General features: G+C 73.0%; 15 protein-coding genes. 11 read left to right on the top strand and 4 right to left on the bottom strand.

Annotation, left to right across the window (positions count from 1 at the left end):
* Window positions 1–43: 43 nt before the first annotated feature.
* The 9 genes from G5V58_RS21900 to G5V58_RS21865 are packed head-to-tail and all read left to right on the top strand — an operon-like array spanning window position 44 to window position 9,281.
* Window positions 44–673 (top strand): TetR/AcrR family transcriptional regulator, encoded by a 630-nt coding sequence (locus G5V58_RS21900; RefSeq protein ID WP_165237248.1) that lies wholly within the window; start codon window positions 44–46, stop codon window positions 671–673.
* A complete protein-coding gene (locus tag G5V58_RS21895) occupies window positions 670–1,473 on the top strand; it encodes a TIGR03084 family metal-binding protein (RefSeq protein ID WP_165237246.1) in 804 nt (267 codons plus the stop codon). Before G5V58_RS21900 ends, G5V58_RS21895 begins: the two co-directional genes overlap by 4 nt.
* Window positions 1,470–2,735, top strand: coding sequence for an acyclic terpene utilization AtuA family protein (locus tag G5V58_RS21890; RefSeq protein ID WP_230486842.1), 1,266 nt, complete (start codon window positions 1,470–1,472; stop codon window positions 2,733–2,735). Before G5V58_RS21895 ends, G5V58_RS21890 begins: the two co-directional genes overlap by 4 nt.
* Window positions 2,732–3,058, top strand: coding sequence for an AtuA-related protein (locus tag G5V58_RS26190; protein WP_230486841.1), 327 nt, complete (start codon window positions 2,732–2,734; stop codon window positions 3,056–3,058). The genes G5V58_RS21890 and G5V58_RS26190 overlap by 4 nt, the downstream gene beginning before the upstream one ends.
* Window positions 3,055–4,185, top strand: a complete 1,131-nt coding sequence (locus G5V58_RS21885) for an acyl-CoA dehydrogenase family protein (protein WP_165237244.1) — start codon at window positions 3,055–3,057, stop codon at window positions 4,183–4,185. The genes G5V58_RS26190 and G5V58_RS21885 overlap by 4 nt, the downstream gene beginning before the upstream one ends.
* Window positions 4,182–4,643 (top strand): SRPBCC family protein, encoded by a 462-nt coding sequence (locus G5V58_RS21880; protein ID WP_230486840.1) that lies wholly within the window; start codon window positions 4,182–4,184, stop codon window positions 4,641–4,643. Before G5V58_RS21885 ends, G5V58_RS21880 begins: the two co-directional genes overlap by 4 nt.
* A 20-nt stretch (window positions 4,644–4,663) precedes the next feature.
* A complete protein-coding gene (locus G5V58_RS21875) occupies window positions 4,664–6,220 on the top strand; it encodes an acyl-CoA carboxylase subunit beta (RefSeq protein WP_165239470.1) in 1,557 nt (518 codons plus the stop codon).
* Window positions 6,217–8,124 (top strand): ATP-binding protein, encoded by a 1,908-nt coding sequence (locus G5V58_RS21870; RefSeq protein ID WP_165237242.1) that lies wholly within the window; start codon window positions 6,217–6,219, stop codon window positions 8,122–8,124. Before G5V58_RS21875 ends, G5V58_RS21870 begins: the two co-directional genes overlap by 4 nt.
* Window positions 8,121–9,281 carry an acyl-CoA dehydrogenase family protein gene (locus tag G5V58_RS21865; protein ID WP_165237240.1) on the top strand — a complete coding sequence of 387 codons (1,161 nt, stop codon included), beginning with the start codon at window positions 8,121–8,123 and terminating at the stop codon, window positions 9,279–9,281. The genes G5V58_RS21870 and G5V58_RS21865 overlap by 4 nt, the downstream gene beginning before the upstream one ends.
* On the opposite strand, the gene G5V58_RS21860 is transcribed toward G5V58_RS21865, so the two are convergent.
* Window positions 9,275–10,909: an ABC-F family ATP-binding cassette domain-containing protein gene (locus G5V58_RS21860; RefSeq protein ID WP_165237238.1), complete on the bottom strand. Its 1,635-nt coding sequence runs from the start codon at window positions 10,907–10,909 to the stop codon at window positions 9,275–9,277. The two genes, G5V58_RS21865 and G5V58_RS21860, sit on opposite strands and share 7 nt — an antisense overlap.
* A 31-nt stretch (window positions 10,910–10,940) precedes the next feature.
* Window positions 10,941–11,519: a hypothetical protein gene (locus tag G5V58_RS21855; protein WP_165237236.1), complete on the bottom strand. Its 579-nt coding sequence runs from the start codon at window positions 11,517–11,519 to the stop codon at window positions 10,941–10,943.
* 59 nt (window positions 11,520–11,578) lie between these two features.
* Between G5V58_RS21855 and G5V58_RS21850 the strand changes: the two genes are divergently transcribed.
* Window positions 11,579–12,607 (top strand): YihY/virulence factor BrkB family protein, encoded by a 1,029-nt coding sequence (locus G5V58_RS21850; protein WP_165237234.1) that lies wholly within the window; start codon window positions 11,579–11,581, stop codon window positions 12,605–12,607.
* The gene (locus tag G5V58_RS21845; protein WP_165237232.1) at window positions 12,604–12,948 is read left to right on the top strand and encodes a DUF1801 domain-containing protein; all 345 of its coding nucleotides are present in this window, start codon (window positions 12,604–12,606) and stop codon (window positions 12,946–12,948) included. The genes G5V58_RS21850 and G5V58_RS21845 overlap by 4 nt, the downstream gene beginning before the upstream one ends.
* Here the strand turns inward: G5V58_RS21845 and G5V58_RS21840 are convergent.
* The gene (locus G5V58_RS21840) at window positions 12,936–14,117 is read right to left on the bottom strand and encodes a glycosyltransferase family 39 protein (RefSeq protein WP_165237230.1); all 1,182 of its coding nucleotides are present in this window, start codon (window positions 14,115–14,117) and stop codon (window positions 12,936–12,938) included. The two genes, G5V58_RS21845 and G5V58_RS21840, sit on opposite strands and share 13 nt — an antisense overlap.
* Before the next feature lie 270 nt (window positions 14,118–14,387).
* Window positions 14,388–15,173, bottom strand: a complete 786-nt coding sequence (locus G5V58_RS21835) for a tyrosine-protein phosphatase (RefSeq protein WP_165237228.1) — start codon at window positions 15,171–15,173, stop codon at window positions 14,388–14,390.
* Between the last annotated feature and the right edge of the window lie 16 nt (window positions 15,174–15,189).

Raw genomic sequence — 15,189 nt, 5'->3', positions numbered from 1 at the left:
ATCAGTCTTGACTGTTTGTTGCTGAGCCGCCATCCTGGCCGGGATGGCAGGTCAGGCGGCGGCGACCACGCGGGTCCCGCAGGAGGAGCGCAGCCGCGTCATGCGCGGGCGGCTCCTGGACGCGACCGTCGAGCTGCTCGTCGAGCGGGGGTACGCCGGCACGTCGACCACTCTGGTCAGCGAGCGCGCCGGGGTCAGCCGGGGCGCGCAGCTGCACCACTTCCCGACCAAGCAGGACCTGGTCGTGGCCGCGGTGCAGCACGTGACCGAGGCGCGTGGCGCGGAGCTGCGGCGTGCGGCGCAGGCCCTCCCGCGCGGCCGCGGCCGCACCCGCAAGGTCCTCCGCGTCCTGGGCGACCACTTCACCAGCCCGGTCTTCACCGCGGCGCTCGAGCTGTGGGTGGCCGCGCGCACCGACCCGCAGCTGCTGGCCGAGGTCCAGCGGCTCGAGCGCGAGGTCGGCCGCGAGACGCACCGGATGACCGTCGAGCTGCTCGGCGCCGACGAGTCCGTGCCCGGTGTCCGCGAGCTCGTGCAGGCGACCCTCGACCTGGTCCGCGGCCTCGGGCTGGCCGACACCATCACCGACGACCGCCGGCGCCGCACCCGCATCCTCGACCAGTGGGCAGCGACCCTCGACGCGACCCTGACCCTCACCCCGGAGCGCGCATGAGCGACCTGCTGACCAGCCTGCTCGACGACCTGCGGGCCGAGACCGACGACCTCCGCGCGACGGTCGAGCGGCTCGGCCCCGACGGCTGGACCACCCCCACCCCCGCTCCTGACTGGACGGTGGCCACCCAGGTCGCGCACCTGCTCTGGACCGACGAGGTGGCGGTCGTCGCCGCCAGCAGCCACGAGGGCCCGGAGCAGGAGCAGTCCTGGGACGACATCGTGCTGGCCGCGGTCGAGGACCCCCTCGGGTACGTCGACCAGGGCGCCTTCGACGTCGCCGCCCTCGAGCGCGAGGAGGTCCTGTCGCGCTGGGCCGAGAGCGGCCGGGCCCTCCGCGCCGCGCTGCTCGCGCTGCCGGCCGGGCAGAAGATGCCGTGGTTCGGGCCGCCCATGTCCGCGGCCAGCATGGCCACCGCCCGCTTCATGGAGACGTGGGCGCACGCGCTCGACGTCCACGACGCCGCCGGCGACCGGCCCGCGCCCACCGACCGGATCAAGCACGTAGCGCACCTCGGCGTCCGCACCCGCGACTTCGCCCACTCCGTCCACCAGGAGCCGCCGCCGGCCGAGGAGTTCCGCGTCGAGCTGACCGCGCCCAGCGGTGCGACCTGGACCTGGGGGCCGCAGGACGCCGCCCAGCGGGTCACCGGCTCGGCGTACGACTTCTGCCTGCTCGTCACCCAGCGCGTCCACCGCGCCGACACCGACCTCGAGGCCACCGGCGCCGCCGCCGAGCACTGGCTGACCATCGCGCAGGCCTTCGCCGGCCCGCCCGGACCGGGACGGACCCCGGCGTGAGCGGCAGTCTGCGGATCGGCAACTGCTCGGGCTTCTACGGCGACCGGCTCAGCGCGATGCGCGAGCAGCTGGAGGGAGCCGGTGGCGAGGACCGCCTCGACGTCCTCACCGGCGACTACCTCGCCGAGCTCACCATGCTCATCCTCGGGCGCGACACCATGAAGGACCCGAGCCTCGGCTACGCCCGCACCTTCGTGCGCCAGGTCGAGGACTGCCTCGGCCTCGCCCTCGAGCGCGGCGTGCGGATCGTCAGCAACGCCGGTGGCCTCAACCCCGCCGGCCTGGCCGACAGGCTGCGCGAGGTGGCCCGTGGCCTCGGGCTCGACCCGCAGATCGCGCACGTCGAGGGCGACGACCTGCGTCCTCTGGCCCTCTACGACGGCGCGCTCACGGCCAACGCCTACCTCGGCGCCTCCGGCATCGCGGTCGCCCTGCGCGAGGGCGCCGACGTGGTCGTCACCGGGCGGGTGACCGACGCCAGCCTCGTCGTCGGGCCCGCCCTCGCCCACCACGGCTGGAGCGCCACGCAGTACGACGAGCTCGCCGGCGCCGTCGTCGCGGGCCACGTCATCGAGTGCGGCGCCCAGGCCACCGGCGGCAATTTCTCCGGCTTCCTCTCGCTGCCGCACCGCGACCGGCCGCTCGGCTTCCCGATCGCCGAGGTCGCGGCCGACGGCTCGAGCGTCATCACCAAGCACCCCGGCACCGGTGGCGCGGTCACCGTCGACACCGTCACCGCACAGCTGCTCTACGAGGTGCAGTCCGAGCGCTACCTCGGCCCCGACGTCACCGTCCGCCTCGACACCGTCGAGCTGAGCCAGCAGGGCGAGGACCGGGTCGCCGTCACCGGCACGCGGGGCGAGGCGCCGCCCGAGCAGCTCAAGGTGTGCGTCAACGAGCTGGGCGGCTTCCGCAACCAGCTCGAGTTCGTGCTCACCGGCCCCGACCAGGGCGAGAAGGCCGCCTGGGTCCGCGCCCAGCTCGAGCCGCGGCTCACCGCGCAGGAGGTGCACTGGTCGACGCTGCCCGGCGAGACCACGCTGCTGCGCTGCACCGTCCTGGACCCGCAGGCCGACCCGGTCGGTCGGGCCTTCACCGGCCCCGCCGTCGAGCTGGCCCTCGCCTCCTACCCCGGCTTCACCATGACCACTCCGCCGCAGCCCGGCTCGCCGTACGGCGTCTACCGCCCGGCGTACGTCGACCGCGACCGCGTGCACCACACCGTGGTCCACGCCGACGGCCGCCGCGAGGAGGTCGCATGAGCTTCGTGCACGCCCGCTCCGGCGACAAGGGCGGCGACGCCAACCTCGGGCTGTGGGTCGCCCACGACGGCTCGCCCGCCTACGACGCGCGCGTCGCCTGGCTGCTCGGCCACCTCACGCCCGACCGGGTCCGCGAGCTCGTCCCCGACGCCGCCAGCCTCGAGGTCGAGGTCTTCGCGCTGCCCAACCTCGGCGGCGTCAACGTCGTCCTCCACGGACTGCTCGGCCAGGGCGTGGCCGCCTCGACCCGCCTCGACCCCCAGGCCAAGGGGCTCGGCGAGCAGGTCCGCGCCCGACTCGCCGTACCCGAGGAGCTGGCGTGAGCGACGGGGCCGCGATCCGCGAGCTGGGCACGGAGTTCGTCCGTCGCGAGGTGCTCCCGCACCTGCAGGACTGGGAGGACGCCGGCACCATCCCGCGCGAGCTGCACGCCACCGCGGGCGAGCAGGGCCTCCTCGGCGTCGGCTTCCCCGAGGAGGTCGGCGGCAGCGGCGGCACCCTGCTCGACACCCTCGAGCTCCAGGAGGCGATGTTCGCCGCCGGCGCCTCGAGCGGTCTGATGGCCGGGTTGTTCACCAGCGGCATCGCGCTTCCGCACATCGTTTCGTTCCGGAACCATTTGCTTCTGGAACGATACGTTTCGCCAACGCTACGAGGCCGGACGATCGGCAGTCTCGCCATCACCGAGCCCGGCGGCGGCTCGGACGTGGCGGGCATCCGCACCACCGCCGTGCGCGACGGCGACCACTACGTGGTCAACGGGGCCAAGACCTTCATCACCAGCGGGGTCCGCGCCGACTTCGTGACCACCGCGGTCCGCACCGGGGAGGCCGGCCACGCGGGCGTGAGCCTGCTGGTGGTCGACCGCGGCACGCCCGGCTTCACCGTGGACCGGTCCCTGCGCAAGATGGGGTGGCACTGCTCGGACACCGCCGAGCTGTCCTACGTCGACGTGCGCGTCCCGGTGGAGAACCTGGTCGGCGTCGAGAACACCGGCTTCTACCAGATCGCCGAGCAGTTCGTGACCGAGCGGATCGCGCTGGCGGTGCACGCCTACGGCATCGCCGCGCGCTCGCTGGAGCTGACCGCCGCGTACTGCCGCGAGCGCCAGACCTTCGGCAAGCCGCTGCTGGCCAACCAGGTGGTGCGCCACCAGCTGGTCGAGATGCGCCGGCAGGTCGAGGTGGCCCGCAGCTACACCCGCGAGGTGGCCCGCCGGCACGTGGCCGGCGAGGACGTCATCGCCGAGGCCTGCCTGGCCAAGCAGACGGCGTGCGACGCCGCGACCTACGTGTGCGACCGCGCGGTGCAGCTGCACGGCGGCACCGGCTACATGCACGGGACCGAGGTCGAGCGGCACTACCGCGACGCCCGGATCCTGCCCATCGGAGGAGGAGCGACCGAAGTGCTGACCGATCTCGCCGCGAGGCTGCTGGGGTACGCGTCATGACCGCGATGGGAGGCGAGGTCAGCGTCCACGTCGACGCGCCGCCGGCGCAGGTGTGGGCGCTGGTCAGCGACGTCACCCGCATCGGCGAGTTCTCGCCGGAGACCTTCGAGGCCCGGTGGACCCGCGGCTCGACCGGCCCCGAGGTCGGGGCGACCTTCAAGGGCCACGTGAAGCGCAACGGCATCGGCCCGACGTACTGGTCGGCCTGCCGGGTCACCCGGTGCGAGCCCGAGCGGCTCTTCGAGTTCTCGGTCGGCACCAAGGAGATCACGGTCAACAACTGGGGCTACCGGCTCGAGCCGGACGGCTCGGGCACGAAGGTCACGGAGTACTTCCGGCTCGAGGCCGGACTGCCCATGCGGATCTACTGGACGCTGCTCGGCTGGGCGCGCGGCAAGACCAACGAGAAGGGCATGCGCACCACGCTGGAGCGGATGAAGGCGGTGCTCGAGCAGTGAGCGGCGACAACCGGACGGCGATGCTCGAGAAGCTCGAGGCCCTCGACGCCGAGCACGCCGAGGCCGTGGCCGGCGGCGGCGAGAAGTACGTCGACCGCCACCACGCGCGCGGCAAGCTGATGCCCCGCGAGCGCATCGAGCTGCTCGTCGACGAGGGCTCGGCCTTCCTCGAGCTGTCGCCGCTGGCCGGCTGGGGCTCGGACTTCACCGTCGGCGCGAGCGTGGTCACCGGCATCGGCGTGGTCGAGGGCGTGGAGTGCATGATCACCGCCAACGACCCGTCGGTGAAGGGCGGCGCCTCGAACCCCTGGACGGTCAAGAAGATCTTCCGGGCCAGCCAGATCGCCGAGGAGAACGGCCTGCCCACCGTCTCCCTGGTCGAGTCCGGTGGTGCGGACCTGCCGACGCAGAAGGAGATCTTCATCCCTGGCGGCAAGCTGTTCCGCGACCTCACCCGCGCCAGCGCGCGCAAGGAGCCGACCATCGCGATGGTCTTCGGCAACTCCACCGCCGGCGGCGCCTACGTCCCCGGCATGTCCGACTACACCGTCATGGTCAAGGAGCAGGCCAAGGTGTTCCTCGGCGGTCCGCCGCTGGTCAAGATGGCCACCGGCGAGGAGTCCGACGACGAGTCGCTCGGCGGCGCCGAGATGCACGCGCGCACCTCCGGACTGGCCGACTACCTGGCCGAGGACGAGCGCGACGCCATCCGGATCGGTCGTCGCATCGTGGCGAGGCTCAACCACCGCAAGGCGTACGCCGAGCCCGACCCCGCGTCGTACGCCGAGCCGGACGCCGACCCCGACGAGCTGCTCGACCTCATCCCGACCGACCTCAAGGAGCCCTTCGACCCCCGCGAGGTCATCGCCCGGCTCTGCGACGGCGTCTCGGCGAGCAACGCGGTGGCCTTCGACGAGTTCAAGCCGCTCTACGGTCCCTCGCTGGTCACCGGCTGGGCCCGGATCCACGGGCGCCCGATCGGCATCCTGGCCAACGCCCAGGGTGTGCTGTTCAGCGAGGAGGCGCAGAAGGCCACGCAGTTCATCCAGCTGGCCAACCAGGTCGACACCCCACTGCTGTTCCTGCACAACACGACCGGCTACATGGTCGGCCGGGAGTACGAGCAGGGCGGGATCATCAAGCACGGCGCGATGATGATCAACGCCGTCTCCAACTCCCGCGTCCCGCACCTCAGCGTGATCATGGGCGCGTCCTACGGCGCCGGGAACTACGGCATGAACGGGCGCGCCTACGACCCCCGCTTCCTCTTCACCTGGCCCAGCGCGAAGTCCGCGGTCATGGGCCCGGCCCAGCTGGCCGGCGTCCTCTCGATCGTCGCGCGCGCGTCGGCCGAGGCCCGCGGGCAGGCCTACGACGAGGAGGCCGACCGCGGCATGCGCGAGTTCGTCGAGGCCTCGGTCGAGGAGCAGAGCCTGCCGTTCTTCCTCTCCGGGATGCTCTACGACGACGGCGTCATCGACCCCCGCGACACCCGCACGATCCTGGCCATCTGCCTGTCGGTGATCGAGAACAAGCCCTTCGCCGGCACCGACCGCTTCGGGGTGTTCCGGCCGTGATCGACCGCCTGCTCGTGGCCAACCGCGCCGAGATCGCCAGCCGCGTCTTCCGCACCTGCCGCTCGCTCGGCATCGCCACCGTCGCGGTCCACTCCGACGCCGACGCGGGGCTGCCGTACGTCCGCGAGGCCGACCTCGCCGTACGCCTCCCGGGGAACACTCCCGCCGAGACCTACCTCGACGCCGACGCGGTCCTGGCCGCCGCCCGCGCGGCCGGCGCGGACGCGGTCCACCCCGGCTACGGCTTCCTGTCCGAGAACGCCGCCTTCGCCCATGCGGTCGAGGCCGCCGGCCTCACCTGGGTCGGCCCGGCGCCGGAGTCGATCGAGGCCATGGGCTCCAAGATCGAGGCCAAGCGGCTGATGCGCGGGGCCGGCGTACCCACGCTCGAGGCCCCGGAGGAGCCGACCGAGGCCGACCTGCCGCTGCTGGTCAAGGCCTCGGCCGGCGGCGGCGGCCGCGGCATGCGCGTGGTCCGCTCGCTGGACGTGCTCGACGCCGAGATCGCCGCCGCCGAGGCCGAGGCCCTCTCGGCGTTCGGCGACGGCACGGTCTTCGTCGAGCCGTACGTCGAGCGCGGCCGTCACGTCGAGGTCCAGGTCGTCGGCACCACCGTCTACGGCGACCGCGACTGCTCGCTCCAGCGCCGCCACCAGAAGGTGGTCGAGGAGGCCCCGGCCCCCGGCCTGTCCGACGACGTCCGCGCCGCGCTGCACGAGGCCGCCCGCAAGGCCGCCGAGGCCATCGACTACCGCGGCGCCGGGACCGTGGAGTTCCTCTACGACCCCGACACCGAGCGCTTCTTCTTCCTGGAGATGAACACCCGCCTCCAGGTCGAGCACCCCGTCACCGAGGCCGTCCACGGCATCGACCTGGTCGCCCTGCAGCTCGAGGCTGCTGAGGCTGGTGGGTCCCCTGGGGAACGCCCACCGGTCAACGGTTGGGTGGTTGGCACAGATTCACGCTCAGAGGTACGACAACCGGTTAACGATTGCGCGGTTGGCGGACACGCCATCGAGGTCCGCCTGTACGCCGAGGACCCGGCGGCGGACTACGCGCCGCAGAGCGGCTTGCTGACGCTATTCGAGGTGCCCGACGGCGTGCGGGTCGACGCGGGCTACGAGTCGGGGAGCACGGTCTCGACGCACTACGACGCGATGCTGGCCAAGGTCGTGGCGCACGCGCCGACGCGTGAGCTGGCCGCACGCAAGCTGGCGGGGGTCCTCGAGCGCGCCCGGATCCACGGCGTGCGCACCAACCGCGACCAGCTGGTCGCCGTGCTGCGCGACCAGCGGTTCCTGGCCGGCGAGGTCAGCACCGCGCTGCTGGCCGAGATCGAGCTGCCCGAGACCGACCCGAGCCGGGCCATGGAGGCCGCGGCGCACGCGCTGGCCGAGCGGGCCAGGGCCGAGCGGACCGTCCAGCGCGGCATCCCGGTGGCCTGGCGCAACGTGCCGAGCCAGCCGCAGCTCACGTCGTTCGAGTCCGGCGACGTGACGTGGTGGCCGGGCGGGGCGGTCGCGGCCAGCCCGACCAGCGTGACCCTCGAGCACGACGGCGTGCGCACGACGTACGCCGTGACGGTGAGCGGGCCGAGCGGGCTGAGCGTCGACGTCGACTGGCCCGGCGGCCACGTGACGCTGACGCGCAAGCCGCGGTTCGTCGACCCGGCCGACGCGGTGGCGACCGGCAGCCTGCTGGCGCCGATGCCCGGGACGGTCGTGGCCGTCCACGTGCAGCAGGGCGAGGAGGTCGAGGCCGGCCAGCCCGTCCTGGTCCTCGAGGCCATGAAGATGCAGCACACCGTGCGCGCGCCCGGCGCGGGCACGGTGACCCAGCTCGACGTACGACCCGGTGCGCAGGTCGCCGCCGGAGAGGTCCTGGCAGTGGTGGAGGAACAGTGAGCGAGTTCAGCGAGACCGAGGAGCGCCAGACGCTGCGGCGGGAGGTGGCGAAGCTGGCGGCGAAGTTCGGCCGCGAGTGGTTCACCGACAAGGCGCGCTCGGGCGAGAAGACCACCGAGCTGTGGCTGGAGATCGGCAAGTTCGGCTACCTGGGCATCAACATCCCCGAGGAGTACGGCGGGGGCGGGGGCGGCATCGGCGACATCGCCGCGGTCTGCGAGGAGCTGGCCGCGCAGGGCTGCCCGCTGCTGCTCATGGTCGTGAGCCCGGCGATCTGCGGGACGATCATCAACCGCTACGGCACCGACGAGCAGAAGCGGCGCTGGCTGCCGGGCATCTGCGACGGCACCGGGACCATGGCCTTCGCCATCACCGAGCCCGACGCGGGGACCAACACCCACAACATCACCACGACCGCCCGCAGGGACGGCGACGAGTGGGTCCTCAACGGCCGCAAGGTCTGGATCTCCGGCGTGGACGAGGCCGAGAACGTGCTGGTGGTCGCCCGCGCCGAGGACGCCAGGACGGGCAAGGTCAAGCCGGTGCTCTTCGTGGTGCCGACCGACGCGGCCGGTTTCGAGTACCAGTCGATCCCCATGGAGATCGTCAGCCCCGAGCTGCAGTTCCAGGTCTTCATCGACGACGTGCGGCTCCCGGCCGACGCGATCGTCGGCGACGAGGACGGCGGCCTCGTGCAGCTGTTCGCCGGCCTCAACCCCGAGCGGATCATGGCCGCGTCGTTCTCCACCGGCCTGGCCCGTTTCGCCATCGAGAAGGCCTCGGCGTACGCCAAGGAGCGCACGGTCTTCCAGGGCCCGATCGGCTCGCACCAGGCCATCGCGCACCCGCTCGCCCAGTGCCACATCGAGACCGAGCTGGCCCGGCTGATGACCCAGAAGGCCGCCGCCCTCTACGACGCGGGCGACGACCTGGCGTCGGGCGAGGCGGCCAACATGGCCAAGTACGCCGCCGCGGAGGCCGCGTGCCACGCCGCCGACACCGCGGTGCAGACCCACGGCGGCAACGGGATCACCCAGGAGTACGGCATGGCCGGCCTCCTGGTGGCCACCCGCGCCGGCCGGATCGCCCCGGTCAGCCGGGAGATGATCCTCAACTTCGTGGCCATGCACTCCCTGGGTCTGCCCAAGAGCTACTGAGTGTCGACCCGTCCGGCCTCGACCCGCCAGCGCTGGTCGAGGCGGACGTGGTCGAGCAGGCGGCGGTCGTGCGAGACCAGGAGCAGCGCGCCGTCGTAGGACTCCAGCGCCTCCTCGAGCTGCTCGATCGCCGGCAGGTCGAGGTGGTTGGTGGGCTCGTCGAGGACGAGCAGGTTCACGCCACGGGCCTGCAGCAGCGCCATGGCCGCCCGGGTCCGCTCGCCCGGTGACAGGTGGCCGACCAGGCTGGTGACCTGGTCGGTCTTGAGCCCGAACTTGGCCAGCAGGGTGCGCACGTCGGCGGGGGCCATCGACGGCACCGCCGCCTCGAACGCCTCGCCCAGGGGCCGGGCCTCGGCCAGCCCGGTGCGCGCCTGGTCGATCTCGCCGACCGCGACGGAGGCACCCAGGGAGGCTCGCCCGGTCGTCGGGGCCAGCCGCCCGAGGAGCAGCCGCAGCAACGTGGTCTTGCCGGCGCCGTTCGCACCGGTCACGCCGATGCGCTCGCCGGCGACGACCTGGAGCGAGACCGGACCGAGGGTGAAGTCGCCGAGCTCCGCGGTGACCTGGTCCAGGGTGGCGACCACCGAGCTGGACCGCGGAGCCGCGGCGATCGAGAAGCGCAGCGCCCACTCCTTGCGCGGCTCCTCCACCTCCTCCATCCGGGCGATCCGCGACTCCATCTGACGCACCTTCTGCGCCTGCTTCTCCGAGGACTCCGACTGGGCCCGGCGCCGGATCTTGTCGTTGTCGGGGGACTTGCGCATCGCGTTGCGCACGCCCTGCGAGCTCCACTCGCGCTGGGTCCGGGCCCGGCCCACCAGGTCGGCCTTCTTCTCGGCGTACTCCTCGTAGGCCTCGCGCGCGTGCCGGCGGGCGGTCGCGCGCTCCTCGAGGTAGGCGTCGTAGCCGCCGTCGTGGACCGCGACCTGGTGCTGGGCCAGGTCGAGCTCGACCACCTTGGTCACCACGCGGGAGAGGAACTCGCGGTCGTGGGAGACCAGCACGACGCCGGCCCGCAGGCCGCGCACGAACGCCTCCAGCCGTTCGAGCCCGGCGAGGTCGAGGTCGTTGGTGGGCTCGTCGAGCAGCGCGACGTCGAAGCGGCTCAGCAGGAGCGCGGCCAGCGCGGCCCGGGCCGCCTGGCCGCCCGAGAGCGAGGTCATCAGCGCCTCCGCGCCGACGTCGAGGCCGAGCTCGGCCAGCACCGGAGGCAGCCGGTCGTCGAGGTCCGGCGCGCCGCTGGCCAGCCAGTGGTCGAGGGCCCGGGCGTACGCCTCGTCCGCGTCGTCGCCGCTGCCGAGCGCGGCGGCGGTCCGCTCCATGGCCTCGGTCGCGGCCGTGGCGCCGGTACGCCGGGCGACGTACTGCCCGACCGTCTCGCCGGCGATCCGCTCGTGCTCCTGTGGGAGCCAGCCCACGAACGCGTCGCCGGGCGCGGTGGTGACCGACCCGTCCAGCGGTGCCAGGTCGCCGGCGAGGATGCGCAGCAGCGTCGTCTTCCCGGCGCCGTTGGCCCCGACGACGCCGACCACGTCGCCCGGGGCGACGGTGAGGTCCAGGGCCTCGAAGAGCACGCGGTGCCCGTGCCCACCGGCCAGGCCCTTCGCCACCAGCGTCGCGCTCACCGGGCGATCGTAGGTCCGGGCCCCGGCCTACCTACGCACCCAGCTCCGGTCCGAACCGCCAGCCGCTGTTGCGCACGTCCCCGGCGCGCTGGGCGTCGTCGGCGTACTCCTTGGTGGGGCTGTAGACGCGCACGCCGTGGGCGACCCGCACCCACGCCGGTGACCCGAGGCAGTCGGCGGGGATGATGAGGGTGACGGTGCGGGCCGCGCGGTCCAGGCGCACGCTGCCGCAGTCGGGCTCGTTGGCGACGGGGTCGATGAGCACGAAGATGCCGCGGTCGCGCCCGGCCGGGAGGGTGTAGTCCGCGAACCAGGTGAAGCGGTCCTCCGAGGTCCTGAGCAACCAGCTGAAGTCCTGGTCGTCGCGCGAGGACAGCTGGCGCACCTTGGTGGTGACGACCAGCTCAGAGCCGTACGTCGCGGTGAGCCGGACGATGTCGCCGACCCGCTGCGCCGGCTCCGGGTGATGCGGCTTGCCGTCGTCGGTCACCCCTCGGCTCAGCACGTCGCGGGCCGGGTCCCGGCCGGCGACCGTGGTGGTCGCGGAGGCGGGCCCGGCGACGCCGAGGAGCAGGGCGGCGAGCGCGACGGCGCCCGGGACACGGGGCATGGCAGGAGACTAGGGCGTCGCCGCCGTGTCGTCGCGGAACGCTCGGTAGCGTCATCGCCGTGGGGTTCGTCGGCGCACTCGATCGCGCGCAGCGCAAGCGGTCGGTGCTCGGCTTCCCCGTGGCCACCTTCTACAAGTTCTTCGACGACCAGGGGCCCTACCTCGCGGCCATCATCAGCTTCTACGCCCTGCTCGCGATCTTCCCGCTGCTGCTGCTCGCGGTGACCATCTTCGGCTTCTTCCTCCAGGGCGACGCGGAGCTGCAGAAGCGGGTCATCGACTCCGCGCTCGGGACCTTCCCGATCATCGGCGACGAGCTCGGGCGGCCCGAGCGGCTCCAGGGCTCGACGACCAGCACCGTGGTCGGGATCCTCGCGGCGACGTACGGCTCGCTCGGCCTGGGCCAGGCGCTGCAGAACGCGCTCAACACCACGTGGTCGGTGCCGCGCAACCGGCGCCCCAACCTGGTCCGGCTGCGGCTCAAGAGCCTCGGACTCCTGGTCATCGCCGGCGCCTCGGTGCTGGCCATCACCACGGTGTCCACGATCGGCAGCGAGACCGAGGTGTTCGGCCCGCGGTTGGACACCACGCTGCGCTGGGCGGTCCGGCTGCTCACGGTGCTGCTCATCGGGTTGGTGCTCACGGCGGTGTTCCGGCTGGCCGCGGCCCGTCGGCACCACCTGGGACGGGCGGCGCCGGGGGCGTTCACGGTCGCGGTGCTGTGGCAGGGCCTGCAGTACGTCGGCACGGTCTACACGACCCGCGTGCTGCGGGAGACCGCGGGCATGAGCGGCGTGTTCGGGCTGGTGCTCGGCCTCATCGGCGTCATCTACGTGGCGGCGTTCGTCGGCGTGCTGGGCATGGAGGTCAACACCGTCCTCGCCCGTCGGCTCTGGCCGCGCTCGCTCGCCTCGCTCTTCGTGGACCGCTCCGACCTGACCGAGGCCGACCGCCGCGCGTACGCCAGCTACGTGCGCGCCCAGATGCACAAGTCGGCCGAGATCGTCGAGGTCAGCTTCGAGGATCCGCAGACCGGAGAGCTCCTCGTCGTCGACGACCCCGGTCCACGCGGTAAGAAGGGACCATGAGCGACGACTGGCGCACTGCCACGGCCCAGCGGGCCCGCGAGCTGATCCTGCAGGCCGACCCCGAGATCGAGGAGGAGGCCAAGTGGAGGAAGCCCACCAACCCCGACGGCGTCCCGACCTTCTCCCGCGACGGGATCGTCTGCACGCTGGAGACCTACAAGGACAAGGTGAAGCTCACCTTCGCCCAGGGCGCCTCGCTCGACGACCCGGCCGGGATCTTCAACGCCAGCCTCGACGCCGGCACCCGCCGTGCGGTCGACCTGCACGAGGGCGACGAGCTCGACGCCGAGGCGTTCCAGGCGCTGGTCCGCGTGGCCGTCGCCAGGAATCAGGCGTCGTAGTGCACCAGCCGCGCCCAGACTGAGGACCACGAGCCGGCCGGTCCGTCGCACACCCACACCGGCAGGCCCTCCTCCTCGTTGTCCAGGCCGTAGCGGTTGTGCAGGGTGGTGCGCTGCTCGCACCCGGTGAAGTCCGCGTCGTCCGGGTCGAAGCCGACCACCACGACCGGGGCCGCGCCGTCCGGTGGGGGTCCCCAGTCGCGCCAGCCGTTGTGACCCGAGTAGACGGGCGCGCCCACCCCGTACCACTCGAAGGCCCCGCCCTCCCCGTAGTTGCCGGTGAACACCACCGCCGCGTCGGGCAGGTCGCGGACCACGTCGCGCACCTGTGCGGCGTACGTCGGCCAGCCGATCGTCTCGGGCTGGTCGTCGTCGATCGAGGGGTAGAACGAGCCGGCGTACGTCGCCGCGGGGAGGACCGGAACCAGCGCGGGCCAGGCCACGACGGCGGAGAGCGCGAGCACGAAGCCGAGCTCGTCGGCGTGGCTGGGCCAGCGCTCGGCGACCCAGGTGCACCCGGCCGCGAGCAGCGGCACGATCGCGCCGGCCAGGTAGTAGGCCTTGCCGCCGGTGACCAGGAAGACCACGAGCACGACCACGAAGACGTACGCCGGGAGCCGGACCGCCCGCCAGCGCGCGTCGCGCAGCAGCGCGCCGAGCCCGCGCGCCCAGACCAGGAACATGAGCGGGCTGAAGATCAGCACCGCCTGGACCACGAGCTGCACCCGACCGCCGACGCCGCCGTACTCGTCGGCGATGTCCGCGGACAGGTCGAGCACCGGCCAGCCGTGCTGGGCCTGCCACACCAGGTTGGGCACCCACATGACCGCGGCGACGAGCCCGGCCAGCCACGGCCAGCGGGTCCGCAGCACCGGCCGGTGGATCGGGTCGAGGGCCAGTGCGACCAGCACCCCGAACAGCAGGAAGACCACGGCGTGCTTGTTGTTCAGCCCCACGCCCGCCACCACGCCGGCGACCAGCCACAGCCGCGGCCGGTCGTCGACCAGCGCCTGGGTGACGAGCACCAGGACCGCGGTCCACGCCAGCGTGTCGAAGGTGGCCGTGCTCAGCCGGTGGCCGAGCGCCATCACCACCACGCTGCTCGCGACCACGGCCGCGGTCAGCACCTGGCCGCGGCGGGCGGCGCCGAGCAGCCGCGCGTACTGCACCGCGAGGGAGCACCAGGCCGACCACGGCCAGCAGCGACGGCAGCCGCAGCACGACCGGCGAGTGCGGCGCGACCTCGGTGGCCAGGCGGGCCAGGAGCGGGGTGAAGGACGGCTGGTCCGGGTAGCCCCACGCGAGCCGCCGGCCCGCGGCCACGAAGTAGAGCTCGTCGCGGTGCGGGCCGTAGAACGGCGCCATCGCGAGCAGCACCACCGCTTGGACGGCGACGACGACACCGACCGCACGCCAGGCGTACGCCGGGCGGTCGGGGCTCATGCCCGCAGTCTGGCGCGCAACCGCGCCAGCGTCTCCTCCTCGAGCCCCAGCCCGTCGCGCAGGTAGCCCGCCAGGTCGCCGTACGACGCGGCGACGGCGTCGAGGGCCTCCTGCAGGAAGCCCTCGCTCACCAGCATGGCGACCTCGTAGACCTCGACCTTGTCCGCGCCGAGGTGCTCGCGGACCAGCCCGAGGTACTTCTCGCGGGTGGCGCTGGAGAAGGTGTTGGTCAACAGGTAGTCCTCGAGGACCACCTCGTCGGCGACCCCGGCCACGTGCAGCAGCAGCGCCGCGCCCCACCCCGTGCGGTCCTTGCCGGCCGCACAGTGGAACAGCGTCGCGCCCGCGCGCTCCTCGGCCACGTGCCGCAGGAGCTGCGCGAACGCCGCGCGCGCCTCGGGCGACTCCACGAAGCTCCGGTAGACCGACCGCATCACCTCGTCGGCCGCCTCTCGCGTCGAGAGGTGCTCGAGCTCGAGCATCGGGATGCCGCCGACCTCGAGGTGGTGCCACGTCGCCCCGGCCACCTCCACGTCCGGGTGCTCCTCGACCTCGTGCGCCGTCCGCAGGTCGTAGATGTCGGTGACGCCCAGCCCCGCGATGGTCGTCGCGTCGGCGTCGCTCAGCTGCAGCTCGTTGGAGCGGTAGGCCACCCCGCGGCGCAGCGGTGTCCCGTCCGCGGCGACGTACGCCGTGTCCGGGCCGGCCACGTCACGGAAGTTGTCGGCCGACGCCAGGCGGACCAGCTCCTCGCCCAGCTCGGCGTCCCCCGCGTCGGTCACCGCAGGAGCCTAGGCA

The organism is Nocardioides anomalus (assembly GCF_011046535.1).
Classification (GTDB): domain Bacteria; phylum Actinomycetota; class Actinomycetes; order Propionibacteriales; family Nocardioidaceae; genus Nocardioides; species Nocardioides anomalus.
Note: the sequence above shows the minus strand (reverse complement) of the source record. Positions and strands in the feature narration are given on the sequence as shown.